This window comes from Chroogloeocystis siderophila 5.2 s.c.1 (assembly GCF_001904655.1).
GTDB classification, from domain to species: Bacteria; Cyanobacteriota; Cyanobacteriia; order Cyanobacteriales; family Chroococcidiopsidaceae; genus Chroogloeocystis; species Chroogloeocystis siderophila.
In genome coordinates this window covers 97,349-123,316 of the sequence record NZ_MRCC01000002.1, presented here as the reverse complement: position 1 = coordinate 123,316, position 25,968 = coordinate 97,349, and the positions used below count along the sequence as shown (strand labels likewise).

The window sequence follows — 25,968 nt, the reverse complement described above, 5'->3', positions numbered from 1 at the left end:
TACGAGTAACTTTTTATTCGCGATTACCAGACCTTAACAAGTGTGATGTTTAACTTAGAGCGAGCAATATTATACTGTTTCAGCTAAAGCTTGACGCAATTGGTCGCAAGTTTTTTCAATTGCATCGATACTTCCAGGATTGACAAGTCCGTAGTAATCAAAAGTATAAACTCGGTTATTCTTAGCTGCGTTTAGCTGTTTCCAGAAAGATTGAGATTTAAAAAAGTCTGCAACTCCTGGTTCAGTATCAACAACTAATAAAACATCAGGATTTGCCTCAAGAATTTTCTCAGGTGAAAGTGTAATATAACCACCAAAACTACTTTTTCCTTGCATTTGCGCAGCTAAGTTGTTTACTTGAAACTGATTTAATAAATCTCCCGCCCAACTCGATTTATTCGGTGTTAATATTGGTTGTCTACTAACGAGTACCAATGTAGAAGGACTTTGGTTTGGTTTATTTGCTAAAAAAGTTTGATAGCGGTTTAACAAAGGTTGCGGATCGGCACCGATTAGCTGTGCTAAAGATTTTGTTGTTTCATTTAAACTTTCCCAGCTATCTACAGTAGTTAAAAAAACTGGAATCCCTAACTCTTTTAATTTTTGAGTCGTTTGTTCAGCAAAACCTGCCGCACCTACAACTAAGTCAGGTTTGAGTGCGACTATTTTCTCTAAATTAGGAGGAATACGCCCTTCACTTACACGACTAATATCTTGAAACCGCGAGTCATTCTTAAATAATCGACTTCCTGATATACCAACAAGCTTTGTCGAATCAAGTTGATAAATAATATCTGCTGTAAGCGAAGAAAGTGCAACAACTCGCGTTATTGATTGTTGTGGTGTTACTGCAACCGAAGAATCGACAGCGGTTGAAGAGGAAAGCTGTGTTGAGTTGCAGCCTGCTACAAATACTATGAGCAAAGCTATGAAACTCATTATTAGGCGTTGATACATTTTGCTTCCTTAAATACTGAAAATCGGTTTTTTTGAATTATTTTCAAAATCGCCACGCTACACCAACTCCAATCGATCTTCCTGGTTGGGCAAAACGGTCAATATCAGGTCTTTCAAATATATTACGGACATCAGCATATTGAAAGTATTTTTGATCGAACAGATTAAAAACTCCTAAATTAATCGTGAGATTTGGAGAAATATTGTAATAACCAATCAAATCAAATACTGTGTAACTACCAGGAATAAAAGGAACTTGCGGGGGACTTCCTGGAACTTGCTGGATTTCGCGCTCAACACGCGGTTTACCGACAAAAGTTGCAATTAATTGCGTACCCCAGCGATCGCCTAAACCACGATACCGTAAACCAGCAATCGCTCGAAAGGGATCAACTGAACTCAATGGAACTTTGGCGGTAAGATCGTCACCAACAGCATAAGTTAAAGCACCAATTAAACTGAAACCGTCTAGGTTACGATCGAATCGATACTCAGCGCGTGCTTCTGCACCATATATTCGTGCTTCACTCACGTTCTGTGTTTGAAACAAATTGACGACTCCAACGCCAGGAATTTCTTCAACTCCAGCAGGTGCAAATGTTTCAATAAAGTTGTTGTAAGTATTGTAAAAACCAGTCAAACTAAAATTAGCTTGAGGAGAAACGCCCCGTACGCCCAGTTCAAAACTATGACTCGTTTCGGGTTCTAAATCTGGATTTGACAGCGTGCGATAGCGAAAAAACGGGTTAAGGAGGTTACTAAAATTACTATTTATTTCACTATAAAGCGGTGCACGAAAACCGCGTGCATAGCGTCCGACAAGCGCAATTTCTGGGGTTAAGCGGTAAACTAGGCCCAGACTAGGTGATACCGAAGAAGTACTCAAATCAGCGGCTTCTGCACCTCCACGGATAAAAGTTTCATCAGGATCGGTAACTAAGTTGTAGTAATCGTAGCGGATACCTGGAATCAAACTCAATGTCTCGCCAATTTCGATTTCGTCTTGTAAATATAAACCCAAGCGTAAAGTGTCAGAATCTGGAAAATCTTTGGTAGGAAAGACATCAGGTGGAATAATCCGCGTCGTTTCACCTGTCAATAAGTTTGTTTGCACGCGATCGCGTGGTCTTTCGTTACGAGTTGTTGATAATTCCACTCCGTACGTTAGCCGATGGTCAACATTGTTACCTGTGGCAAAGCTACTTTGCAATTGTAAACTTGTACCATAAGTGCGATCAACAAAACTATTTCGCGTATTGCGTAATACCGCAGTTCCATCGCGTAACAAACGTTCTTCTTCACCGATTTCGCGTGTTTGTGCATCTTGGTAATAAACTTGTAGCCGTGCTAACTCTATAGGCGAGCCATCTAAATTATTGTATTCATACCCCACACTGAATCGAGTCCGATTAATATCGACATCCTCGACAAAGCTGCGAATACCAGGTAGTAGATTCACTTCTCGTGTATTCGTTGTTGTTGTTTCGTCTAAAGCTTCCCCTGTAAAATTAAGCGCGTGGCGATCGTTAAAACGATAAACTAATTTACCTAAGTAATTATTTCTACCTGTGTATTGCGGATCGACAAAATCGTTATTTCCCCTAACTAGCGTTTCACTACTATCGCGGCGAGTAAAGCTAAACAAAGTTTCTAAATTATCAATTCTATTAGCTAAACTAACCGTGTGTCCCCAACCTTGATTCTCGCCATTAAAGTTACTTGCTATACTCGTAAACGAATTTCTTCCGAAAACATCGAGGAGATCTCTCGGTTCGATTGTTCTAAAAGTAACAACGCCACCTATCGCATCGCTACCATACAACGCCGAGGCTGGACCTTTGATAATTTCTACCGTTTGTAGCGTTGATAAATCGAAATAATCTCTACCTAGTTCAAATACACCAAATTCAAATCTCCCTGGCTGACGAATTCCATCAACTTGAATCAAAACTCGATTACCGTCAATTCCCCGAATGTTGAAATCTTGTAAACCGTAGCGCAAGTTATTGCGTACTGATACTCCTGGTTCGTAGCGTACAAGATCGTCCCAATCTTGAACAAGATTTTGTTGTACTTCTGACGAGTCAATAACTCTAATCGATGCAGGTGAATCTTGGACTGAACGCGGTGTGCGAGTTCCTGTGACGGTAATTTGAATGTCTGGTGTTTCTGCCGTTTCCTCAGAACATACTTCTAGTTCGTCATCCTCTATCTGTTGGTTGTCACCTGCTGGAGAACAGATAGGTTCTTCTGCTTCTGTTGACTGCGATGTTAACCATTGCGCTGACTTTTGATGCAACTCAATTTCATTCGTCCGTGGTAATTCGCGTAATATTGGCTGTGCAACCGCAGCCGATAGCGATATCCAACTAACAAAGACGGTGTTTAAGACAAATAGTAACCCTTTCAATGTTTGCCTTCCCTGAGATTGCGATAAATATAAATATTTGTGATAGGTCAAAAACTGAGTGTAACCAGCCCTCAGTAGCTAATAGCTCATCTGACAATCCTAAAAGCTTGGAAGTTGATATTAATTCTCATTAATGAGATTATGCCAGATATGATAAAAATTATCAATAGGTTTAACTAAAAATTCCTGCCCTGAGTTAAGTGCAATGTTGCGCCACTGCGGCTGCATCAAGCCTAATTTTGTGGCAATGAGTTTTGATGAAGTCTATTTTTGATGCAAAATAAGTCTATGAAAACCAAAAGAATACGTAATGTTGTATTTCAACTTCATCGCTACATTGGTTTATTTGTAGGATTAATTACTGTAGTTGTAGGGTTAACAGGTAGTTTGTTAGTCTTTCGCCAAGAAATTGATCGCGTTCTAGTTCGTAGTCAGTTTGGAGAAGTAGTACCGCAACAATCATTAATAACACCAACAGAATTACTTGAGACTGTCAGCACAACTTTGCGCGATCGCCATCTTATCCTTGATTCATTGAGTATACCGCTCACTACTAACGCACCTTATGCAGTATGGCTAAAATCAATTGATGAAAAATGGACAGAAGTTTTCATTAATCCTTATACAGGAGTTATCTTAGGTACACGTCAATGGGAAAACTCACTTTATGATGTCGTGTATCGTTTGCATTATCAACTTTTAGCAGGCGATATCGGTTTAACCGTTGTTGGAATTGTTGCATTTTTGCTACTTCTTCTTTGCATTACAGGAATTATTTTGTGGTCGGGATGGAAAAAGCTTATTAATGGCTTCAAAATTAAATGGAAAGCCCATCCCCAACGCGTGAGTTTTGATGTTCATAAAGTTATCGGAATCGTTACTGCTTTATTCTTAGCCATGATTGCTTTTACAGGCTTTTGTTGGAATTTTGCTGTCTTCACCCAGCCAATCATTTATGCTCTCACTCAAACGCCTCAACTTGCAGAACCAACTTCTACGCCACCTACTACGCCCAAGTCACCAGTTACACTCAATGAAGTTTTAATTAAAGCTGATGCGGTGCTTCCTGGTGCAGTGACAACAAATATCAGTTTACCAAGTACACCTGAAGGGATTTTTAGAATTAGCAAAAAATTTCCTCATGAGAAAGGATATGGTAGGAGTGAAGTTTATCTAGACCAGTATACTGGTGATATTTTGCGAGTTCGCGATGCGCGCGCATTACCTTTAGCCGAAGCTATTTTGAATGTCTTTGCTCTCGTTCATCATGGTACTTTTGGCGGTTGGCTGACGCGCTTTTTTTATGTCTTTGTTGGACTTGCGCCGACAATTTTAATGGTGACAGGTTTTGTTATGTGGTGGAGCAAAAAAATTAAGTTGCCGTCAAAACACAACCACGAATCATCATCGTAATTGAGTAATCAACAGGCAACTCTTAGCCAAATGCACCTAACTGAATATCAACCCACTATTATTAGTTGTTGCTTGATTCTACTTTAGAGGTAATGAAATTTATTGTCAATAATTTTGCGAGACTTTACTGCAACTCGTTGCAGCTAAGGTCTTTGTGCTGCGATCGCCAGTCTTGCTCCAGGAACTCGGCGAATTTGATCCATCACCGCAATCACTTGACCGTGATTGACTTGTTCGTCAGCATTGAGCACGACAACGGCTTCTTGATTTGGTGCAATTAAACTGGAGACTCGACTTTCCAATGTCCCTAAATCGACAGGTTGGCGATTCAAGGCAATTTGACCGCGATTATCTAACGTCACAGTAATTGTAGACGAGCGTTGAACTTGCGTTGTCGTTGCTTTCGGCAAATTTACAGGCAAACTTTGCGATCGCGTGAGAAACAGCGTAGACATAATAAAGAATGTCAAGATGGCAAATATCACATCGATCATCGGTACAATGTTGATCGTTGCACCGTTTTCTGGCTCATCTGGTAGGCGCATAAGTTCTCTCCTGCTGCTCGTAGCGACGGCGATACAATAATTCCATCTGCCCGCCGTATTCTTGAATCAGTGCGGCTTGACGTTGGTAAAGTCCGCGAAAGGTATTCGCAAAAAATAGTGTAAAGATAGCAACAACAAGTCCCGAAGCTGTTGAAACTAACGCTTCGCTAATACCCGATGTCACGCCAGCTGTCTGCGTACCGCCAAGATCGCCTAAATTGAGCGAAGCAAACGAGTTAATTAGACCCAATACAGTACCCAAAAGACCTAAAAGCGGAGACAGACTGATAATTGTGTCAAATATCGTATTAAACCGCTTGAGTTGCGGTATTTCTGCTTGCGCTTCACTTTCTAAAGCCAAACGAAATTCTTCAGGATTCGGTTGTTCGAGTTCGAGTGCTGCCAAAAAAATTCGCGCCATGGGTAAATCTGCATTCTGCTTGAGTTTGTCGATCGCACCCACAACATTATCTTTACGGTAGAGATTCAATACATCTCGCACCACTCGACCTTGACGGCGATTTATTCTTGCCCAAAACACAATCCGCTCGATAATTAGCGCGATCGCTATGATAGAAAACGCCAGCAGCGGCCACATCACAATGCCGCCTGCCGCAAATAGATTACTTATTCCCATGTATTGTCTCTAGATTCACAAATCAAGTCAGGTTCAGTCTTGTCACTTTTTATCAAAACTGAAACAACTTCTCAATAGTAGATTAAATCAAGTGACAAATAATTTGAACTTTATTACATATTTTTCACAAAGTTATGAAAACACTTTTTGCCTTAACGTCACTGCATAAAAAGAAGCAAAGAACCAGGGTAGAGTTACAGCCGTTTTTTTTATACAACTACCTGCACTCCGCAGCCAAAGTCATTAAGTACTTTATCTCTTTACGCTTATGTAGTTCAACAAGCATATGAAAATTTATAATTATTGCTATTGAACTTATGAATACATATTCAGTAAAAAATTAGACAGTTCAACCAAAATAATTGGAGATATGCTCTTGACAGAACTACTTAAAAAATATAGGCTAGGGATTTAGTGAGAAAAAGTAGCAACAGAGTATGAGCCTTTCCAACATTGCGATCGCGCAGCGAGAGAAGGAAGTAAAGTCGCTAAGATCCTTTTTGATGTACAGCTTGATCGGCTCACTAGCGTTGCATGTTGGAGTTTTGAGCTTGACGATTGACAATATTTGGAATCGGACAGCCGAGCTAGAAGAAGAACCCATCGAGGTAGTGCTTGTCGATCCGCCAACGCCATCTCCAGAACCCCAACAGGAGCCGCAGCCGCAACCGCAGCCAGTGATTAGAAACGTTGCACAGCCTCCGCCTGTAGCGCCACCACAGTCAGCCCAACCGCAAGCCGCAACAGTCGTTCCCCCACCGCCCCAACCAGTACAACAGCCGCAAACGCCACCAAAACCTGTAGAAAGTGCGAGACCAGAGCCAGCACCGCAGCCGGTTCCATCACCAACCGCGCCTACGACACCTGCGGTTCAACCTGTACCCCAGCCTACGCAACCTAACCAGCAACTCACGGCTGAATTGCGATCGCTGCGTGACACGCGACAAGCTGCAACAACGACAATTCCGGCACAAAGTTCGCAACCTGCACCCACAAATACTGCTCGACCGAGTGTTCCGAGTACTCCTACGCAAGCGCCATCCGCCAATAATGCAACTATAGCAGCAGGTTCAAGACCAAGACCAGCAGCACCTGCACCGAGTGCGCCTAGTAGTGGCAATACTGATTCGGGTTCAGGTCGTTTAGCGTGTCGCGATTGCAGTAAACCAAGATATCCAGAACGCGCAAGACGTCAAGGTGTTGAAGGGCGAACCGAAGTTAAAGTCGATGTCGATGCGAAAGGGAATGTGACGAACGTGCAAGTCGCGCGTTCGAGTGGTAATAGAGAACTCGATGAAGCCGCAGTTAGAGCCGCGCGAGATTGGAAATTTAGTTCGACTCGCGAAGGAAGACAAGGAGTTTCTGCAAAAGTTGATTTTGCCTTAGAAGGATCGCAGCGATCGCGCCAACTCGAACAAAATCGCAGACAACGCGAAGCCGCGCAGAAAAAACGCCCAGTACAGGCGAACACGCCACAAACACCGTCAAATCGTCAACCCGCAGCATCAAGCCCGCAGCGACCTCCACAACAAGCCGCAACCCAACAACAGCGCCGTGTAGAAACGGCACCACCACGTCGTGCGAGCGATCCTGCACCACAACAAAGAAGGCGACGCGTAGAAGCTGCTTCACCAACACCTCGACAGCCCACGAAACCCGCACAACAAGCCGCGCCCCCGCGTCAATCTAATCTCCGCCAATCACTGCGACGTCAGCAACAACCTCAGCCACAGCAAGCAGCACCCGCAAACCAAGGGCAAGGTAATCAAAGTAGTTTACGCGATACGCTCCGTCGTAGTAGAGAGCAATCGTCCACGCCGCCTAGCGCGAGTGAGTAACGACAGCATATGTTCCTTGAGGCATTTCTTGCATCTCTACCTTGACTCCTGCCTCGCGTATCCATTTTTCTAGTGTTTCCATCTCACCAGGGCGATGAGCATCGTCGAGTAAGATTGTGTTTTCGCTAGCAAAATACTGCTTCATGACGGGCAAAAGCCCATAACGTCCTCCTGGGGTTTTACCTGGAGGACCATCACAAATAGTTAACTCAAATTGCTGCGGCAAAATACTCAAAGGCGGTTCGTACCAAAAGAAATCGCCATAGTCATGTATTGGCGCTAAACAAACATTGACTGCGGGTATACTATATTTTTGCAATACATTGAGAACGTGCGATCGCCACTGCGGCATATGTTCTAATGAGAAAACCGCAACTCCACGGCGACCGGCAAGCAATCCTAAAATAATCGTTGTCAATCCACTACCACACTCTAGAATTGGACCCGACGCCTGAATTGCTCTTTTGGCGACCTCCTCAAGATAGTCTATGTTAGCTACAAAACCATAATTTCCCCAACCAAGTTGCAAGTTCGCCAACATTTTGCGTGTCGGAATTTGTCCTATTGGCATCGATGCAATTTCTCTGATTGTACGTTGAAACAAATACTGCAACCAAACTCCTCTAATATTCTTTTTGTAAGGAGGAGGTGACAAACGAATTAATAGCTGAAGCATATGCAATTCCCTTTTCAGAATTTACTAATAAATCCATACTTAATTTCAGTATTAAAAGAATTAATTATATCGTTTCTTTTATTTTTAAAAAATCTAAAATTCTTACTGGAAAATCATCTCACTACTTAATACCTAATTTTCCCTAAGATAAAAAATATGATTTTGGTAAATTGGAACTTGGCTTTAAGCGAATCAATTATCTAAACAAGCGATAACAATTGGAAATGAAGATATCATCTAATTTAAATATTTTTAAGTAGTTTAGAATACATTTTTTCGATTAAATCTATATGCATATTAAATCTTCCTAAATAATTAATTAGGATAATTGATGATATTACTAGGTATTAATACAGTTAGAGGCAAAGAATTAAATTCATCTTTAGGTTTGAACTTGTTACCCGAATCAGGCAAAAAAAATAGGGGTTCTTCTAGAACCCCCAGATTGCTATGTAATTTTAATGTTTTGAGCAAAATATGCTGATTATTCGCCTAAAACAGCTTTTGCCTTGGCAACTACGTTATCAACAGTAAAGCCAAATTTCTCCATACAAACTGAACCAGGAGCCGAAGAACCATATTGGTCAATACCGATCGCAATACCTTCATCACCAACATAACGGCACCAGCCGAACGTCGAGCCAGCTTCGACTGATACGCGCTTCTTCACCGCTTTGGGGAGTACCGATTCTCGATATTCTGCGTCTTGTTCTTCAAAGACTTCCCAGCAAGGCATCGAAACGACTCTCACTTTCTTGCCTTCAGAACGCAACTGCTCAGCAGCTTGGACACACAGTTGAGTTTCGCTACCTGTACCAATCAAAATCAAATCAGGCGTGCCGTCACTATCAGATAAGACGTACGCACCTTTAGTTACACCTTCAATCGAAGAACCTGCAAGGTTTGGTACAGCTTGGCGTGTCAGCGCTAGAACTGAAGGTCGTGTTTTATTGCCATAACGCTTACCGCGTGCAGCTTTAATCGCGACTTTGTAAGCGCCAGAAGTCTCATTACCATCCGCAGGACGGATCACATACAACTCAGGAATCGCGCGTAAAGAAGCAAGGTGTTCAATCGGTTGGTGTGTTGGACCATCTTCACCCAAGGCGATCGAGTCATGAGTCATGACATAAATGACGCCAGCTTCAGACAACGCCGAAAGACGAATTGCCGCACGCATATAATCGGTGAACACGAGAAAAGTTGCACAGTAAGGAATAAGTCCAGAACCGTCGAGTGCCAAACCGTTACAAATTGCGCCCATGCCATGTTCGCGCACGCCAAAACGGATGTAGCGATTTTCGTATTGACCTTTTTGGAAGTCGCCAGAAGACTTGAGTAATGTATTATTTGAAGGAGCCAAGTCAGCCGAACCACCGATAAGTTCAGGAAGAACTTCCGCGAGCGCATTTAAGCAATTACCCGAGTGTACGCGGGTGGCAATTCCTTTATCTTCTGGACTATAGGTAGGTAGTACTGAATCCCAACCTTCGGGTAGTTCAGCTTCGTGCATCCGCTTTAAAAGACGCGCTTCTTCAGGATATTGCTCTTTGTAGCGTTCAAATAATTGATTCCACTCTTGTTCTAATTTTGCACCGCGATCAATCGCCTGACGCCAGTGATTTAGCGCATCTTCAGGAACTTCAAACGGCTCATACTCCCAGCCGAGGTGTTCGCGCGTGGCTTTGACTTCATCCGCGCCCAACGCTTCACCGTGCGCGTGGCGGGTATTAGCTTTTTTCGGTGAACCGTAGCCGATTGTCGTTCTTATCTTAATTAAAGAAGGTTTGTCGGTGACAGATTGAGCGACTTCAATAGCTTTATGAATCGCATCCAAATCAGTATTACCATCTTCGACTACCTGGACGTGCCAGCCGTAAGCCTCAAAGCGCTTACCAACATCTTCGGTAAATGCGAGATCGGTCGAGCCGTCGATCGAAATGTGGTTGTCGTCGTATAATGCAATCAGTTTACCGAGTCCCAAGTGTCCAGCTAACGAACAAGCTTCGCTTGAGACGCCTTCCATATTGCATCCATCACCTAAAATCACATAGGTGTAGTGGTCAACGATCGGAAAATCAGGTTTATTGAACTTAGCTGCTAAGTGAGCCTCCGCCATAGCAATGCCAACGCCATTGGCAATACCTTGACCCAAAGGACCTGTTGTAATTTCTACTCCAGGGTTCATGAAGTTTTCTGGGTGTCCAGGAGTTTTTGACTCCCACTGACGGAACTGCTTGAGATCTTCGAGCGTCAAATCCTCATAGCCTGTTAGGTATAGCAAGGCATACAGCAACATACTGCCGTGTCCTGCGGATAACAAAAAGCGATCACGATTGTACCAAGTAGGATTTTTGGGATTGAATCGCATAAATCGATCCCATAAGACAAAAGCCATTGGAGCCGCGCCCATCGGCAGCCCCGGATGACCTGACTTTGCCTTTTCTACAGCATCGATTGCGAGAAAACGGATTGAATTAATACAAAGTTCTTCGAGGGATTGGGTTGCAACAGCCATAGTCTCTTATTGTTAACGACGGGTTAGCACGCTCATGGAGTGGGCTGAAATTATAATCCTCAGAGATTGCCCTAAGCACTTATTAACGATCATCCCATTGTTCTGGATTGACAGGCAAGCATCCTTGCTCACACAATGCGTAATAAGTTGCTCTCCTTGAGTTTTTTTGCTACAAAAGCGCTGAGATGTACTACAGTAGCTCACTGTTCAATTGCACCTAATCGTTGAGGGCAATCGCTCGCAGCATTGCTTTGATAAAGTTAGAAAGACATACCCCAGCACTACTGATGTCAAGATAATTCTAATTGAATCGATGATTTTCTTAGCGTCCAAGCGGGAAAAGGCGATCGCGCTAAGAGATCCAAACACGTGCGATTTTACCTTTTCCCTACTGATCGTGCGAAACCGTAAGGCACATAACTAAAACATTCTTTAGCCTGTAAACTTCTGGAACACTAAAGTTACATTATGCCCGCCAAAGCCAAACGAATTTGACAAAGCAACGTCTACTTTTTGGGTGCGCGCAACGTTAGGTACGTAATCCAAGTCACACTCTGGATCGGGGTTGTCTAAGTTAATAGTCGGTGGTAGTTGGTCATGCGTGATCGCTAACACTGTCGCTACCGCTTCGATTCCTCCCGAACCGCCTAACAAGTGTCCAGTCATCGACTTTGTTGAGCTAATTGCGACTTTATACGCATGGTCGCCCAATGCTTTTTTCATCGCGGCGGTTTCAGTTGTGTCATTCATCGCGGTACTTGTACCGTGCGCATTGATGTAGTTAACTTGCGTTGGATTCAACAATGCATCTTTCAACGCCAGTTGAATTGCCCGCGTTGCACCTTCGCCACCTGGTACGGGTGATGTCATATGATACGCATCACACGTCATTCCGTAGCCGACAATTTCCGCATAAATCCGCGCGCCGCGACTGCGGGCGTGTTCGAGTTCTTCTAGAAGTAGAATGCCTGCACCTTCGCCCATTACAAAGCCATCGCGATCGCGGTCAAAAGGACGACTTGCGTGCGCTGGATCGTCGTTGCGCGTTGATAGCGTTCGGGCTGCGGCAAAACCTGCAACGGATAACGGCGTCACCGCTGCTTCGGCACCACCACAAAGCATTGCTTGCGCATAACCGCGCTGAATCATCCGAAATGCATCGCCAACAGCGTTGGAACCCGCAGCACACGCAGTGACAGGACACGTATTAGGACCTTTAGCACCGACGTGAATTGCAGTTAAGCCTGCTGCCATGTTCGCGATCATCATCGGCACCATAAATGGGCTACAGCGATCCGGACCACGATTGAGATATACCGTTTGTTGGTCTTCTAATACCTTAATGCCACCAATGCCAGTTCCAATGATGACGCCCACTTGTTCTGCGTTCAGTTCATTAATGACAAACTGTGCGTCCGCAAGCGCTTGTAAACTGGCTGAAACTGCAAATTGAGCAAACCGGTCCATGCGCTTGGCATCTTTGTTGTCAAGGTAATCGTGGGGATTGAATCCTTTGACTTCACCGGCAATGCGGCATTTGTGGTGGGAGGCATCGAACAAGGTAATCGAACCTATGCCGCTACGTCCATTTAACAACCCTTCCCAGTACTCACCTGGAGTATTGCCAATTGGCGTAATCGCGCCGATACCTGTTACGACAACACGTTTTTTTTCCTTATCTGTCATACTTCAGTTGAGCCAGCTTCCTGACTGAATAACGCAGAACAAATGAATTTCTAGTTTTGAGGATTGGCGCGTTCTACGATTTTTTATCGAAAAGTGCGATTGCGTATTTCGCGCCATTTAATACGTGGTTCACACCTAAGCCGATGCTGTCACTTTGTTACTGATGTAATCTACAGCTTGTTGTACCGTTGTAATTTGTTCTGCTGCCTCATCGGGGATTTCAATATCGAATTCTTCCTCCAAAGCCATCACGAGTTCAACAACATCGAGCGAATCAGCCCCTAGGTCATTCGCAAAGTTCGCGGCTGGTGTTACCTTTTCGGCTTCTACACTGAGTTGCTCAGTCACAATTTTCTTGACTTTCTCCAAAATTTCCGCTTCGCTCATAAATATAAAGTCCTCAAGCAGTTGCAAAAACAATCCCCCGATCGGGTCGATATGCTTAAAATCATATTTATCTTATCGAAAAGCGCGATCGCTTCAACATATCATAGGGTCTGTTTTCCTACTGTCACTAACGACAAATCAGGAACTAACGACTAAAAGCTTAGGGGTTACGATAGAAAAGCAGCGTTTTATTTCCTAATTTTTAGCTTCTAGCTCTTAATTTTTTATGTCTTTTCATCTAAAATACGCCTACTTCCCTGGCTGTGTTGCACAAGGTGCCTGTCGAGAACTTTATCAATCTACGCAAGCTTTAACTCAAGCCTTAGATATTGAACTGATCGAACTCAAGAAAGCTGCGTGTTGCGGTTCTGGCACATTCAAAGAAGATTCGCTCTTGCTAGAAGACACCGTTAACGCGCGTAATATCGCGCTAGCTGAAGAATTAAACCTTACTCTCCTAACACATTGCAGCACCTGTCAAGGTGTGATTGGTCATGTTGATGAACGTTTAAAAGAGTTTCAGCAAACTCAACCCGCTTACCTCAAACAAGTCAACGACTTATTGACGCAACAAGGCTGTCTACCCTATCGCGGTAGCACTACGGTTAAACACCTGCTTTATGCACTTGTTTCCGATTACGGGATAGATGAAATCGAAAAGCGCGTGTCGCGGCGCTTAAGTAATATCAAGTGCGCGGCGTTTTATGGTTGCTATTTACTCCGTGCCCAAAAATCAATGCCTTACGATGACCCTTACAATCCGCAAGCAATGGAAAATATCTTTCGGGCGATCGGCGCAACACCGATCTACTACCGTGGACGAACTCAGTGCTGTGGTTGGCCGCTTTCTAGCTATGCCACGACCCAAGCGTTTAAAATGGCAGGAATGCATATTCAAGAAGCCCTAGCAGCTGGTGCAGATTGTCTGGTGACACCGTGTCCTTTATGTCATCTTAATCTTGATTCGCGTCAACCCGAAGTTGAAAAAGTCATTGGTAAAAAACTGGGTTTACCTGTGTTACACCTACCGCAATTAATTGCTTTATCATTGGGTATTGAGCCTAAAAAATTAGGTTTAGAAAAACACATTGTCTCCACGCGTCCTTTATTAGAAAAATTAGGCTTTTAATTTTGAATAAACCTCTTATGTGAAGAAAATATGATTGTAATTCTGAACGAAACGCAGGAAAGTGTCTGCGCAGTATTACCGCAGAGTAGAATCTTATAAAATTTTTGTTTTGCTCAACATGACAGTATGACAATTTTAAGTATTTGCGCAGGAGGTTTAATACCATTTCATTTTGTAGTTACTACAAATAGGAAGCATTTGAGTGAAATGGTATAATTAATAAATTTTTTAGTAGCAACTTTTATTACAAAAAAAATGCTGAGTAAGTCAAGAATATAATAACTACTCAGCATTTTTCTTTAATCAAATAGTGACAGTACCTTAGCTCAATATTTGGTACTATTACTGACTTAAGTTAACTATTATTTTGAGCCTCAGATTCAGTTGTTATATCTAGTGTATGAGTTGAGTCAGAACCGGTGATCGCTTCTTTATCTCCTGTTAAGTTGATGTGTACGACACGGTTGATTGCTTCAGCGACCTTGGGTAACATCAAAGTTAAAATTCCATCTTTGTAGCTTGCTTCTACTCGTTCGTTTTCAACAGCTACTGGTAATGGAATCGTCCTTTGAAACTTACCATAACGAAACTCGGAATGCCAGAATCCACGGTCCTCTGTTTGTTGTTCTTGACGAGTTTCACCCGCAATTGTGACTGTATCGCGGGCTACTTGTACATCAAGATCTTTAGCGTTTATTCCAGGAATCTCCGCACGCAAGATAATATGTTCTTCACGATCTTGCATTTCAATTGCAGGCATCCAGTTTGCTTTTAATTCTCGATTGAATCCTGCAATTTCGTCAAACATCCGGTCCATTTGACGCCGCAAAGCATTAATTTCTTGAAATGGTTGCCAATGTACTAATGCCATAGTCAAGTCACCTCCACAACTCAGCGCCAGCGGCTGAATTAATTTGTCACTCAACAATGAACTGTTCAATACAAAATGAGAAAGATGGTGCGTTCGATACTTTTTGCTTGCACCTTTACTTCCATATTAACTAAATAAAAAATGAACGAGTGCGGATAACCCTACTTATCTTGTCGGACTAATAGTACATTTATTGTTTTTTGCTCAAACTGCGTTGCAACTGCTTGAGAGTTTGATAAATGTCTGGTAAACGCGTGTAGACAGCAGATGCTTTGAGAAAAGTTTTGTGTGGTAGCGCAGGATTCCCAGAAACAATTGTTCCAGGCTGCACATCACTGTGAACACCAGCTTTAGCAGAAGCAACCGCCCCATCTCCAACTTTTACCTGATTGGCAATTCCTACTTGACCGGCAAGAATAACTTGATTGCCAATTTTCACACCACCAGCTAAACCAACGTGCGCAGCAAAGGCACAATTCGCACCTACTTGGCAACCATGACCAATTTGTACTAGATTGTCAATTTTTGTATTTTTACCAATACGTGTTTCTCCCACTGCTGGGCGGTCAACCGTGCTGTTGCAACCAATTTCTACACCGTCTTCTAATACGGTGTAGCCCGATTGTTCCATCTTTACCCAACCTGTCGGTGAAGGAACAAAACCAAATCCTTCTGCACCAATAACTGCACCACTATGAATGACACACCCAGCCCCAATCTGAGTGCGCTCGTGAATTGTACAATTCGCATGAAGAATCGTGCGATCGCCGATTTGAACTTCTGGGTAAATAACAACGTTGGGATAAATGCAGACGCGATCGCCAATATTAACACCTGCTTGAATAACAACGTGCGCGCCAATATATATGTCTTCACCAAGTTTTACGGAAGGATGAATCACTGCACTCGGATGAATTTCAGGTGCAGGGTGAAACGGTTGATAGTAAAGCGCGATCGCTTGTGCAAAAAGTAAGCGTGGTTGGGAGGTTGTAATCCAAGCGAGACCCCGTGATTGTGCTTGTGTTTGTAGAGCTTCATCTTGCGGCAAAATTAACGCACTAGCACCAGTTGTCGCAACGTGCGAGGCAAATTTGGCACCTTCGATATAGCTCAAAGTTCCCGTTGTAGCTTCTTCAACTGGTGCTAATCTAGGAAGGTCAGGGTCGCAATCTTTATCGAAACTAAGGCTATTATTGGCAGCAGCTTCACCGAGTTTTTCAACAACTTCGCTAAATTTCATCTTTGACTTTTATAGTTTCAAAAACTAATGTAGAGGTCAGAGGTCGGAGGTCAGAGATCGGGGAAGGAATCGTATCAAAACTTAAAACTCAAAAATAATTCCTAGACGACTCCGATTGCTTGACCCGCCAACCAAGCCGTTGTCCAAGCACTTTGAAAGTTAAATCCTCCGGTAATGCCATCAATATCAAGGATTTCTCCAGCAAAGTAAAGTCCTTGACACAGCCGACTTTCCATTGTTTTGAAGTTGACTTCTTTGAGACTGATGCCACCGCAGGTGACAAATTCTTCTTTGAAAACTCCCTTCCCTTGAATCAAGTATTGTCCTTGTGTCAGTTCTTGGACGAGTAGATTTAAGCTTTTATGCGATATTCCCGACCAACGGTCTTCGCTGCCAAGATTAATCCGCGATACTAAATACTGCCATAGACGACGCGGTAATTCAAAAGGACAGTTACTCGCGATCGCCCGTTTTGCCCATTCGGTTTTAACAGCAAGCAATTTTTGGCGGATATCTTCAGGGTTACATTGTGGAAGCCAGTTGATTATTAGAGTTGCATGATATTTCGCGTCATAAAGCACCCGCGCCCCCCATGCAGAAAGTTTGAGAACCGCAGGACCACTTAAGCCCCAGTGGGTGATGAGCAATGAACCTGTTTGTTCGAGTTTATGGCTACCAACGCTTAACTTTAAACGGACGCTGTTGACACTGACTCCAGCTAATTCGCGCAGATCTCGATCGAGAATATTAAATGTGTAAAGCGATGGTACAGGCGATTCAATGTGGTGTCCTAAAGACGCGGCGATTTGATGACCGACTTTGTTACTACCTGTTGCGAGTAAGACGCGATCGCACGTTATCACTTCTCCCGATTTTAATTGAATTGCAAATCGCGAAGTAGTACCAGCAAATGCCTTAACGGAAACAACCGCTGCACCTATACGAATTTTGATTCCTAAAGCGATCGCCTTTTCCATCAAACAATCAACAATCGTCTCTGAGTCATCGGTGACAGGAAACATTCTGCCATCAGCTTCAGTTTTGAGTGTTACTCCCTGTGCGGCAAACCAATTAACAGTATCGCGGCTTTGAAATCGCGAAAATGCGCCACGTAAAGCTTTACCACCTCTCGGATAATTTTGTACTAAGGCGGCTGGTTCAAAACACGCATGGGTGACGTTACATCTTCCTCCACCCGAAACACGCACTTTCGCTAATGGTTGGTGACTTGCTTCTAAAATAATGACTTGCGTATGAGGATGCGCTTGGACTGCCGCGATCGCACCAAAAAAACCCGCCGCGCCTCCTCCAATAACAACGATTAACGGTTGCAACTTTCCTAAAATTTCCTCTAGTACCTTCTACATATCAACCTAGCGTTATACTGCTTCTCCTTGCCAGTCGCTTTGTAGAATCGCCCATAGCTTTACATCTTCAAATACTCCCCATTTTTCGGACTCGCTGACGTAACACTCCTTCTTGTACAAATCCATTTTTCTGCAATACTTTGCCAGAACTTGGGTTTCTCATTATGTGATAGGCGTAGAGCCTATTGAGTTCTAAATTTTCAAATCCAAAGCAAAGTATGGGTTGTAATGCTTCGCTCATGTACCCTTTTCCCCACATCTCAAAGGCTAACCAAAAACTCAACTCGGCTCGAGAAGGTTCTGGCTCAATATCGCGAATCTCGATCGCTCCACAAAATGCTGGTTGAGATTTGCACTCAATGACAAATGAACCCGAATTCCCCGCTTCAAATTCTGTAAGTCGTCTTAACACTTAACGCCCAGCTTCACCTTCAGGATAGGGATGAGGAATAGAGATCATCGTATCGGCGATCGCCCGAACGCTGGCGCAGCGTTGTATTGAGGGTATATCTGCCTGGGTTAGTGAACGTAGGTTCAATCTACTCGTCTCTAATGTCGATTGAGTAAGCATGACATAACAGCCAAGTCAACTGTTGCAACGATTTTCAAGATGCTCATGTGAGAATTTTTACATATTTCTTACTTTTTACTTTGCTGAATTTGATGCAAGTCACTCGTTCGTCAAGTAAAGGACAAGTGATCATTCCAAGAGTCTTACGTACTGCTCATCACTGGGAAGTTGGTCAAGAACTAATTGCCATTGATGTCGGCAATGGTATTCTCCTCAAACCTAAAAAACCTTTTGCAAAGACAACATTAGCGCAGGTTGCAGGCTGTTTAAGCTATCGGGGAAAACCAAAAAGTCTCGATGAGTTAGAAGATGCGATTCGCCAAGGAGTGATGCAACAGTGGCATGCTCGCAGTTGATACAAACACTTTTGTACGTCTCTTAACACAAGATGATGAACCGCAATACGATAAAAGCCTTCAGATATTTCAAAAGCAAGACATCTTTGTTCCAGATACAGTCCTGCTCGAAACTGAATGGGTATTACGCTTTGCTTACAATTTCAAACCTAGTGAAATTTGCCAGGTATTTAGGAACCTTCTCGGGTTGCCTAATGTTCATCCAACAAACGCAACTTTAATAGCGCAAGCTTTGCGGTGGCACGAGAATAGTTTAGATTTTGCTGATGCACTTCACTTAGCGCAAAGTCAAAGCTGTTCTGTACTTTACACATTGGACGCTAAGTTTGCGAAGCGTTAGATTTAATTACACCGTTGGATAGTTAGAAATTATTTTGTTGATTTGTTTATCTAGTCTTTGCTAAAAAGTTCAGCATGGCAGTAGCTACTGCCTCTGGTGCGTCAATTAAAAGATCGTGACCGCCACGCTTTAGAACCACAAGTTCAGCATTGGAAATACCTTGCGCAAGTTGTTCGGAAAACTTAATTGGCGTGAGAATATCCTGCTGACTTACCAAAACTAGTGTAGGGCAAGTAATTTCCTGTAAACGGTTTAAGGTGTTGCTACTAATAATCGCTCGACTTTGATGATACAATCCGTGTGGAGTGGGTGGGAAAGGATACTCAAGTTTCAACTTGAGTGCTTCTTCTACAGCGCCAGGAATCAAGTAAAAATCTTCACTAACTGCCCAAGGTAACACTACATAAAAATAAGCTTCGGGATCTAAAATGCGTGGAAGATCACCAAGCGTTTCAATAATGCTACAAAATCGGCGATCGCCTATGGCAAAAGTCGCCAACAGCATCAAACTATGTACCTTTTCTGGGTGTGCTAATGCTAACTCTTGGGCAATTTGACCACCCATCGAATGACCAGCAACATGAACTTTACTCACACCGATATGTTCGAGTAGAATTGCCGCATCTTTTGCCATTTGTTTGATGCTGTATGGACTATCTGGCGCAGAACTTTGTCCGATACCGCGATTGTCTAAACGAATAACTTGATACTCCGTGACGAGTGAGGGCATTAACAAATCCCAGTGCGCATAGTCGCAGGCGAAACCAGGAATTAATAGTAAAGGCTCGCCTGTTCCCTGAATGTTGTAGAATAATTCAATTCCGTTAGCCTGAAGTTTGGGCATAGCAATCTGAACACAAACCTAATTTAAAAGCTGGTAATTGGTAACTGATCATTGGTCTTGGGTAACAATTAGTAATTAGCAATTGGCTATTAGCTTTTTTTCCGTGCTAACTGCTAACCGCTAAACGCTAACAGCTTTTCAATTACCCATTACTGAATCGTGTTTGCTGATTGGTTAAACAACAAATTGCGTGACTTCTCAATATCGAGTGTTTGGTCTTTAAATGCTTCGGCTTTTTCATAAGCACGAATCGTTGCAGGACGTGCTTTAATCGCCTCAAACCAGCGCTGCAAGTGAGGGAAGTCTTCTAGCTTCTGCCCTTGGCGCTCATAGGGTACAATCCAGGGATAAGCTGCAATGTCCGCGATTGAGTAGTTATTACCAGCAATAAACGTGCGATCGCTTAATCTTTTATTCATGACTGCATACAAGCGTCCTGTCTCATTAACATAGCGGTCGATTGCATAAGGAATCTTTTCTGGTGCATACTGACTAAAATGATGATTTTGCCCTGCCATTGGTCCTAAACCACCCATTTGCCAGAATAACCATTGCAAAACTTCAGCACGTTGGCGGATATCTGCTGAAATCAGTTTTCCAGTTTTTTCGGCTAAATACAGTAGAATCGCTCCTGATTCAAACACTGAAACGGGTTCGCCGCCATCAACGGGTGCGCGATCAACAATTGCAGGAATACGATTGTTCGGAGCAATCTTAAGAAATTCGGGCTTAAACTGATCTCCCGTGCCAATATTTATAGGAATGATCGTATAAGGAAGTTCAACTTCCTCTAAAAACATTGTAATTTTGTGACCGTTGGGCGTTGTCCAGTAATAAAGATCAATCATTTTAGTCTCTCTTAATTGAGTACAAAGTTTGATGGTTGCGATATACAACTTACAGTAATTTCAGCTTGCTTCGTTTGCTGACTTCAACTGAAAATTCTCGTCATAATCTGCTAAAGCAGGATAAGCGATCGCTGGCGTTTTATCAATCGATAAAAGTCTTTGTTGGTATGTTTCTAAATAATGCTGTCTTTGTTCTTCGCTTACACGATTGACTGCCCAAGCGATAAACGGTGGTAATACATCAAATCCCACATAATGAAAGATTCCATGATGAATAGGAAACAAGAGATCGTCAATAAATCCATTTAATCCTGTTTCGCTATATCTAGTTTCAGGAGCACCAGTAGTCAATGACAACATTGCTTTTTTGCCTTGAAACGTACCGTTGTCATACCATTTCCCACCACCATAAATACGTCCCATCGCGAATACTCGATCAACCCAGCCTTTAAGAATTGCTGGAACAGAAAACCACCACAGGGGAAACTGAAAAATGAGCACATCGCACCAATCTAGTTTTTTCATTTCTGAGCGAATATCGAGGGCGAAACCGTCGATTTCAGTTGCATACAATTCTTCAGTTTGTTGTTTAAAGTAATCTTGATTTTTTTGAGATGTAAAATTACGACGATCTGAAACAGGATTAAATTTCATGGCATACAGATCAGAAATTTTAACTTCATGTGCTGCATTTTCTAGTACTACTTTGGCATGACGAGTTAATGCACCATTAAAGCTTTTTGGTTCGGGATGTGCGTGAACAATAAAAACTTTCATGCAGGTATATTCCTTACAATCCACTCGCGTATTGAATTGGTAAATTCAGTTTTTCCTCTTGGTGCAATTCTTGCGCCGCACGATATGCCCAGTAAGGATCGCGCAACATCTCACGCCCAATTAGAACAATATCAGCACGTCCATTGCGGATAATTTCATCAGCTTGCATTGGGCTAGTAATTGAACCTACCGCCGCTGTCGCGATTTCAGCTTCGTGGCGAATTTTCTGGGCAAAAGGCACTTGCCAACCCGCACCGAAAGGATAGTTTTTGTAATCTGGAGAATTAAAACCCGAACTACAATCAATCAAATCTACACCTTCGGCTTTGAGCTTTTTCGCAAGTTCTACCGAATCTTCAATTGTCCAGCCGCCTTCTACCCAATCCGAACACGATAACCTTGCGGTTAATGGGAAACGTTCTGACCAAACTTCGCGTACAGCTTGCGTTGTTTCTATTACAAAGCGAATACGGTTGACATGGCAGCGGGCGCGGAGGTTTCCTCCGCGACATTAGCTGACAAAACTACCACCATACTCATCAGTGCGGTGATTTGCCAAGGGTGAGTAAAAGCTGTGTGCTAAATAACCGTGAGCAAAATGTAATTCTAACCACTCATAACCTGCTTCTAAAGCACGTAATGCCGCTGCGCGAAACGCATTTTGCACTTCTTGAATATCTTCTTTAGTCATTTCTTTCGGAACCCGCCATAGCTTATTACCAAAAGCTAGGGGACTCGGTGCAATAGTTTCCCAACCACCTTCTTCGTCTTTAAGCGAATGATCGCCTTCCCAAGGACGCGCGGCACTTGCTTTTCTACCAGCGTGGGCAATTTGAATGCCTGGTACTGCACCATGCGCTTTAATAAATTGGTTGATGCGTTGTAGCGGTTCGATGTGCTTGTCTGCCCAAATTCCTGCATCACCTGGAGAAATGCGTCCCCGCGCTTCGACTGCGGTAGCTTCGGCAATAATTAATCCTGCACCACCTACTGCACGCGAACCTAGGTGAACTAAATGCCAATCAGTTGCTACACCATCGTGCGAACTATACTGACACATGGGGGAAACACCAATACGGTTGCGTAATGTGATGTCTTTGAGTTGATATGTATCAAATAAGTGTGGCATTGTTTTCCTCTTTAGTAATTAAAAGCGGATGCAAATTTTACCGAAGTGCGAACCACTTTCCATATATTTCAGCGCTTCTGGTACTTCGTGGAAAGGATACACGCGATCAACGACAGGACGTAATTTATGTAATGCGATCGCCGAATTCATCGCCGCGAACATCTCACGCGAACCAACATAAATTCCCTGTACGCGGACGTTTTTCATCAAAATGGCTGCGGTTGCAACTTCACCTTTACCACCGCTTAAAACCCCAATTAAACTAATTTGTCCGCCGTGACGTACCGCGTGTAGCGATTCGGATAACGTTCTTGCGCCGCCGACTTCAACGACATAATCAACACCTTTATCATCGGTGAGTTCGCGCACTCGACTACCCCACTCAGGAGTTTGTTTATAGTTAATTGTTTCCGCTGCGCCCATTTTGCGGACGCGTTCTAGTTTCTCATTGCTACTTGATGTGGCAATTACCTTCGCACCCGCAAGGAGGGCAAATTGCAACGCAAATATCGAAACTCCGCCAGTTCCTTGCACCAATACGGTATCGCCGGCTTTTAAATTACCCGCGTGAAATAGCGCATTCCATGCAGTGACAGCCGCACAAGGTAAACTTGCTGCTTCTTCATCAGTGAGATGTTCGGGTACGCGAACAACACCATCTTCATGCAGTAGTGCGTACTCCGCTAGAATTCCTTCAATTGCACCGCCTAAAGCCGATTGCGCAATTTCTTGTGTCAGTTCGCCGCCGATCCACTTTTGAAAGAAAAGTCCCGCAACGCGATCGCCGACTTTCACGCGCGTTACACCTTCGCCTACCGCGACAACTGCGCCTACACCATCAGAAAAAGGAATTCTCGGTAAAGCTAGCTTTGGATCGTATAAACCTTTGACGACCATCAAATCTCGGTAATTCAACGAAGCCGCGCGCATTTTTACAAGTACGTGTCCGTAACTCAGTTGCGGATCGGGGCGTTCGGTTAGTTTTAGAGTATCTATGCCAAATTGTTGAATTTCGTATACCTTCATCGTACTTTACCTTGTCTTAACTTTGACGTTAACGTCAACAAAAATCAAAAAAAATTACTGGCTATTGATTTGCTCAATACATTTTTGAATTTTAGTAATATTAAAAAGCAACTCTGAACGAAACTGCGCGAGTGCGCTCAATTTGTCGTCAGTTTCTTGGAGATGTGCTTGTAAGATTGTTAACACCTTTTGCTTAGCTTTGAGTTCGGTTGGATCTTCAAAGTACAAGTCAATCACGCTAGCAATTTCTTCGAGAGTGAGTCCAAGTGCTTTGAGACAATCTATTTTTTGTAGTCGCAGTAACTCAGCTTCCGTGTAATAGCGAAAGCCATTTCCCTCCCGTTCACTTGGGTTGAGTAGTCCTAAGTTTTCATAGTAGCGAATCGTTCTTGGAGTTACGCCAGCTTTTTGCGCTAGCTCTCCAATTCGCATTTTTTCAATCACTTTGTTTACTGATGCACCAGATTGACGTTAACGTTAACTTGTAGATTACTGCGTTTTTCCCCTGGTGTCAAGTTTTGTTGTCATTGACTAAAGGCTTGCAAAAACCAAGCAGCAACAGTGGTATTATCAGTGTCGCGGCTGCGTTGTAAACCTTCTTCTAAACGCGTGATCGCGAGTCCTGGTAATACACTTGATTCGCTAATTCGTTGGCTACCGCCATTTGAAAGAATTTTAAAAGCTATAACTTGCGCCTTATTCACATCTACTACCCAGTATTCACCAACTGCTAAATCTTCGTATAGTAAACGCTTCTGCCCGATATCATCGGTTAGCGATGTATCTGCTACTTCAATGACTAAATCTGGAGGTGGATTAAATTCAAGATTAACAACAGAAGAACCAGTAGGAGCGCTCGTTACTCGTTCTCCAACGTAGTAAGATGCATCTGGTTGGGCTTCCTTAATACCTGGTTGACGATAGCTGCAGTTAATTAGTAACTTCAACGGTATTCCTTTAGCAATACCAAATAAGTTTACAAGTAGAACAATTAGTCCATTATCTAAAGAATGATTAGTCCCTACAGGCGACATTTCTAACCTTAATTGTCCGTTGTAGTAATAGCATTTGGCTTTTGCATATTCAGGTTGTGTTGTCGCTTGTATAAATTCTTCCCACGTACAATCTACCCAAGTATCTGTAGGTAGTTGTGTTTTGAGTTCGTTCATAGTGCTAAGTATCAAGCGTAAGTTTCCAGCATTCGGTAGCGATCGCCCAATCTTCTTGAGTATTGATAATTAAAACGCGCACTGTAGAATCATTTGTTGCAATATCAGTATCGCCTGGAGAATCAGCATTTTGAGCTAAATCGAGCTTTAAACCTAAAAAAGCGAACGATTCACAAGCCTTAGCACGTAATTGAGCTTGATTTTCACCAACACCACCTGTAAAAACCAACGCATCTAAACCGCCCAAAGTTGCTAGCATTGCACCGATGTGTTTACGTAGCGAATGCACATACATATCAAAAGCGAGTTGGGCGCGCGAGTTACTTGATGCGATCGCGCTTTGAATTTGGCGCATATCTTGGGATACTCCAGAGATTCCTTTTAAGCCAGAATTATGATTGAGGATTTCATCGAGCTTATCTGCGTCGAGTTCGCGATCGCGCAATAGGTAAATTAAAATACCAGGGTCAATTGAGCCACAGCGACTTCCCATCATCAAGCCTTCTAGAGGAGTAAAACCCATTGTCGTGTCAATGCTGACTCCATCACGAATAGCGGATAACGAACAGCCATTTCCTAAATGACAAATAATCAGCCGTAAAGACTGTAAATCGCGCTTTAGCAGTGTTGCAGCCCGATGCGCGCAATATTGGTGACTGATACCGTGGAAACCATAGCGACGAATACCTTGCTCAAACCATTCGTAAGGACCTGGATAAACTGCTGCGCTTAATGGTATCTGACTATGAAATGCAGTATCAAACACGGCAACTTGCGGTAAAGATGGTAGCAGTTGTTCAATCGCTTCAATACCTTCAAGGTTCGCAGGATTGTGCAAAGGCGCAAAATCAGATAAAAGCAAAATAGTATCTTTGACTTCAGGAGTAATCAGAGTTGCTTCGCGGTAATCTTGACCGCCATGGACAACGCGATGACCTGCAATATCAATTTCACTGAGATCGTCAATAACCTGCGTTTTACCGCTTACTAAGGTATCGAATAAGTAGGAAATGACTTCAGGGCGCGAATCAGTTTCGAGTTCGGTTTCTAAAACTCTATCTTGAGCATTAATTTTAATAGCAGCTATTCCAGGATGTCGGCTCCAGTCTACTTTCGCTTCCCATACGGGATGCGGGGGCGAGTCGGGTAAAGGATCGCTCAGTTCGTATAAACAACTTTTTTGGCTACTCGATCCTGCGTTAAGGACAAGGATTTTCATAGAAACAGCCTTTTT

General features: G+C 43.1%; 25 protein-coding genes and 1 pseudogene. 5 read left to right on the top strand and 21 right to left on the bottom strand.

Annotation, left to right across the window (positions count from 1 at the left end):
- Window positions 1-69: 69 nt before the first annotated feature.
- The gene (locus tag NIES1031_RS02395) at window positions 70-939 is read right to left on the bottom strand and encodes an ABC transporter substrate-binding protein (protein ID WP_236738692.1); all 870 of its coding nucleotides are present in this window, start codon (window positions 937-939) and stop codon (window positions 70-72) included.
- Between the two features lie 61 nt (window positions 940-1,000).
- On the bottom strand, window positions 1,001-3,367 hold the full coding sequence (locus NIES1031_RS02390; protein WP_073547927.1) for a TonB-dependent hemoglobin/transferrin/lactoferrin family receptor: 2,367 nt from the start codon (window positions 3,365-3,367) through the stop codon (window positions 1,001-1,003).
- Between the two features lie 288 nt (window positions 3,368-3,655).
- Here NIES1031_RS02390 and NIES1031_RS02385 point away from each other — a divergent pair, with 288 nt between their 5' ends.
- Window positions 3,656-4,780 carry a PepSY-associated TM helix domain-containing protein gene (locus NIES1031_RS02385; protein ID WP_073547926.1) on the top strand — a complete coding sequence of 375 codons (1,125 nt, stop codon included), beginning with the start codon at window positions 3,656-3,658 and terminating at the stop codon, window positions 4,778-4,780.
- Window positions 4,781-4,923: 143 nt separating this feature from the next.
- Here the strand turns inward: NIES1031_RS02385 and NIES1031_RS02380 are convergent, their stop codons facing one another.
- Both NIES1031_RS02380 and NIES1031_RS02375 read right to left on the bottom strand, forming a co-directional pair.
- A complete protein-coding gene (locus NIES1031_RS02380; RefSeq protein WP_073547925.1) occupies window positions 4,924-5,325 on the bottom strand; it encodes an ExbD/TolR family protein in 402 nt (133 codons plus the stop codon).
- Window positions 5,309-5,962 (bottom strand): MotA/TolQ/ExbB proton channel family protein, encoded by a 654-nt coding sequence (locus NIES1031_RS02375; RefSeq protein ID WP_073547924.1) that lies wholly within the window; start codon window positions 5,960-5,962, stop codon window positions 5,309-5,311. The genes NIES1031_RS02380 and NIES1031_RS02375 overlap by 17 nt, the downstream gene beginning before the upstream one ends.
- A 437-nt stretch (window positions 5,963-6,399) precedes the next feature.
- On the opposite strand from NIES1031_RS02375, the gene NIES1031_RS02370 reads away from it, so the two are divergent.
- Window positions 6,400-7,800, top strand: coding sequence for a TonB family protein (locus tag NIES1031_RS02370; protein ID WP_084544232.1), 1,401 nt, complete (start codon window positions 6,400-6,402; stop codon window positions 7,798-7,800).
- Here NIES1031_RS02370 and NIES1031_RS02365 read toward each other — a convergent pair.
- The 4 genes from NIES1031_RS02365 to acpP all read right to left on the bottom strand — a co-directional run bounded on the left by NIES1031_RS02365 (window position 7,784) and on the right by acpP (window position 13,067).
- On the bottom strand, window positions 7,784-8,476 hold the full coding sequence (locus NIES1031_RS02365; protein WP_073547922.1) for a hypothetical protein: 693 nt from the start codon (window positions 8,474-8,476) through the stop codon (window positions 7,784-7,786). The genes NIES1031_RS02370 and NIES1031_RS02365 overlap by 17 nt on opposite strands.
- 484 nt (window positions 8,477-8,960) lie before the next feature.
- Window positions 8,961-10,994: a transketolase gene (gene tkt, locus NIES1031_RS02360; protein ID WP_073547921.1), complete on the bottom strand. Its 2,034-nt coding sequence runs from the start codon at window positions 10,992-10,994 to the stop codon at window positions 8,961-8,963.
- A gap of 432 nt (window positions 10,995-11,426) precedes the next feature.
- Window positions 11,427-12,680, bottom strand: a complete 1,254-nt coding sequence (gene fabF, locus NIES1031_RS02355) for a beta-ketoacyl-ACP synthase II (protein WP_073547920.1) — start codon at window positions 12,678-12,680, stop codon at window positions 11,427-11,429.
- A gap of 135 nt (window positions 12,681-12,815) precedes the next feature.
- Window positions 12,816-13,067 carry an acyl carrier protein gene (acpP, locus tag NIES1031_RS02350; RefSeq protein ID WP_015187814.1) on the bottom strand — a complete coding sequence of 84 codons (252 nt, stop codon included), beginning with the start codon at window positions 13,065-13,067 and terminating at the stop codon, window positions 12,816-12,818.
- Window positions 13,068-13,293: 226 nt separating this feature from the next.
- Between acpP and NIES1031_RS02345 the strand changes: the two genes are divergently transcribed.
- The gene (locus tag NIES1031_RS02345) at window positions 13,294-14,196 is read left to right on the top strand and encodes a CoB--CoM heterodisulfide reductase iron-sulfur subunit B family protein (protein ID WP_073547919.1); all 903 of its coding nucleotides are present in this window, start codon (window positions 13,294-13,296) and stop codon (window positions 14,194-14,196) included.
- Window positions 14,197-14,551: 355 nt separating this feature from the next.
- Here the strand turns inward: NIES1031_RS02345 and NIES1031_RS02340 are convergent, their stop codons facing one another.
- The 5 genes from NIES1031_RS02340 to NIES1031_RS24675 form a co-directional block, all read right to left on the bottom strand.
- Complete coding sequence (locus tag NIES1031_RS02340; protein ID WP_073547918.1) at window positions 14,552-15,067, bottom strand: Hsp20/alpha crystallin family protein; 516 nt, start codon at window positions 15,065-15,067, stop codon at window positions 14,552-14,554.
- Between the two features lie 190 nt (window positions 15,068-15,257).
- Window positions 15,258-16,307: a UDP-3-O-(3-hydroxymyristoyl)glucosamine N-acyltransferase gene (gene lpxD / locus NIES1031_RS02335; RefSeq protein ID WP_073547917.1), complete on the bottom strand. Its 1,050-nt coding sequence runs from the start codon at window positions 16,305-16,307 to the stop codon at window positions 15,258-15,260.
- Window positions 16,308-16,408: 101 nt separating this feature from the next.
- Window positions 16,409-17,641, bottom strand: a complete 1,233-nt coding sequence (locus NIES1031_RS02330; RefSeq protein WP_073547916.1) for a BaiN/RdsA family NAD(P)/FAD-dependent oxidoreductase — start codon at window positions 17,639-17,641, stop codon at window positions 16,409-16,411.
- Between the two features lie 100 nt (window positions 17,642-17,741).
- The gene (locus NIES1031_RS24680; RefSeq protein WP_218596644.1) at window positions 17,742-18,086 is read right to left on the bottom strand and encodes a GNAT family N-acetyltransferase; all 345 of its coding nucleotides are present in this window, start codon (window positions 18,084-18,086) and stop codon (window positions 17,742-17,744) included.
- Window positions 18,087-18,245 carry a hypothetical protein gene (locus NIES1031_RS24675; protein WP_218596643.1) on the bottom strand — a complete coding sequence of 53 codons (159 nt, stop codon included), beginning with the start codon at window positions 18,243-18,245 and terminating at the stop codon, window positions 18,087-18,089. It abuts the gene before it with no gap.
- 92 nt (window positions 18,246-18,337) lie between these two features.
- On the opposite strand from NIES1031_RS24675, the gene NIES1031_RS02320 reads away from it, so the two are divergent.
- Window positions 18,338-18,601, top strand: coding sequence for an AbrB/MazE/SpoVT family DNA-binding domain-containing protein (locus NIES1031_RS02320; protein WP_073547915.1), 264 nt, complete (start codon window positions 18,338-18,340; stop codon window positions 18,599-18,601).
- Window positions 18,588-18,941 (top strand): type II toxin-antitoxin system VapC family toxin, encoded by a 354-nt coding sequence (locus NIES1031_RS02315; protein ID WP_073547914.1) that lies wholly within the window; start codon window positions 18,588-18,590, stop codon window positions 18,939-18,941. The genes NIES1031_RS02320 and NIES1031_RS02315 overlap by 14 nt, the downstream gene beginning before the upstream one ends.
- A 46-nt stretch (window positions 18,942-18,987) precedes the next feature.
- Here NIES1031_RS02315 and NIES1031_RS02310 read toward each other — a convergent pair whose 3' ends face one another.
- From NIES1031_RS02310 to NIES1031_RS02275, 8 genes and pseudogenes are all read right to left on the bottom strand, one after another.
- On the bottom strand, window positions 18,988-19,785 hold the full coding sequence (locus NIES1031_RS02310) for an alpha/beta fold hydrolase (RefSeq protein ID WP_073547913.1): 798 nt from the start codon (window positions 19,783-19,785) through the stop codon (window positions 18,988-18,990).
- Between the two features lie 149 nt (window positions 19,786-19,934).
- Window positions 19,935-20,633: a glutathione binding-like protein gene (locus NIES1031_RS02305; protein ID WP_073547912.1), complete on the bottom strand. Its 699-nt coding sequence runs from the start codon at window positions 20,631-20,633 to the stop codon at window positions 19,935-19,937.
- Window positions 20,634-20,693: 60 nt separating this feature from the next.
- Window positions 20,694-21,410: an NAD(P)H-dependent oxidoreductase gene (locus tag NIES1031_RS02300; protein ID WP_073547911.1), complete on the bottom strand. Its 717-nt coding sequence runs from the start codon at window positions 21,408-21,410 to the stop codon at window positions 20,694-20,696.
- Between the two features lie 13 nt (window positions 21,411-21,423).
- Window positions 21,424-22,539: pseudogene (locus NIES1031_RS02295) on the bottom strand (NADH:flavin oxidoreductase/NADH oxidase).
- Window positions 22,540-22,557: 18 nt separating this feature from the next.
- Window positions 22,558-23,565: a zinc-dependent alcohol dehydrogenase family protein gene (locus tag NIES1031_RS02290; protein ID WP_073547910.1), complete on the bottom strand. Its 1,008-nt coding sequence runs from the start codon at window positions 23,563-23,565 to the stop codon at window positions 22,558-22,560.
- 54 nt (window positions 23,566-23,619) lie between these two features.
- Window positions 23,620-23,997 (bottom strand): MerR family transcriptional regulator, encoded by a 378-nt coding sequence (locus tag NIES1031_RS02285; protein ID WP_178378027.1) that lies wholly within the window; start codon window positions 23,995-23,997, stop codon window positions 23,620-23,622.
- A 92-nt stretch (window positions 23,998-24,089) separates the two neighbouring features.
- Window positions 24,090-24,734 carry a Uma2 family endonuclease gene (locus NIES1031_RS02280; RefSeq protein ID WP_073547909.1) on the bottom strand — a complete coding sequence of 215 codons (645 nt, stop codon included), beginning with the start codon at window positions 24,732-24,734 and terminating at the stop codon, window positions 24,090-24,092.
- A gap of 4 nt (window positions 24,735-24,738) precedes the next feature.
- Window positions 24,739-25,953, bottom strand: a complete 1,215-nt coding sequence (locus NIES1031_RS02275; RefSeq protein ID WP_073547908.1) for an acetate/propionate family kinase — start codon at window positions 25,951-25,953, stop codon at window positions 24,739-24,741.
- Between the last annotated feature and the right edge of the window lie 15 nt (window positions 25,954-25,968).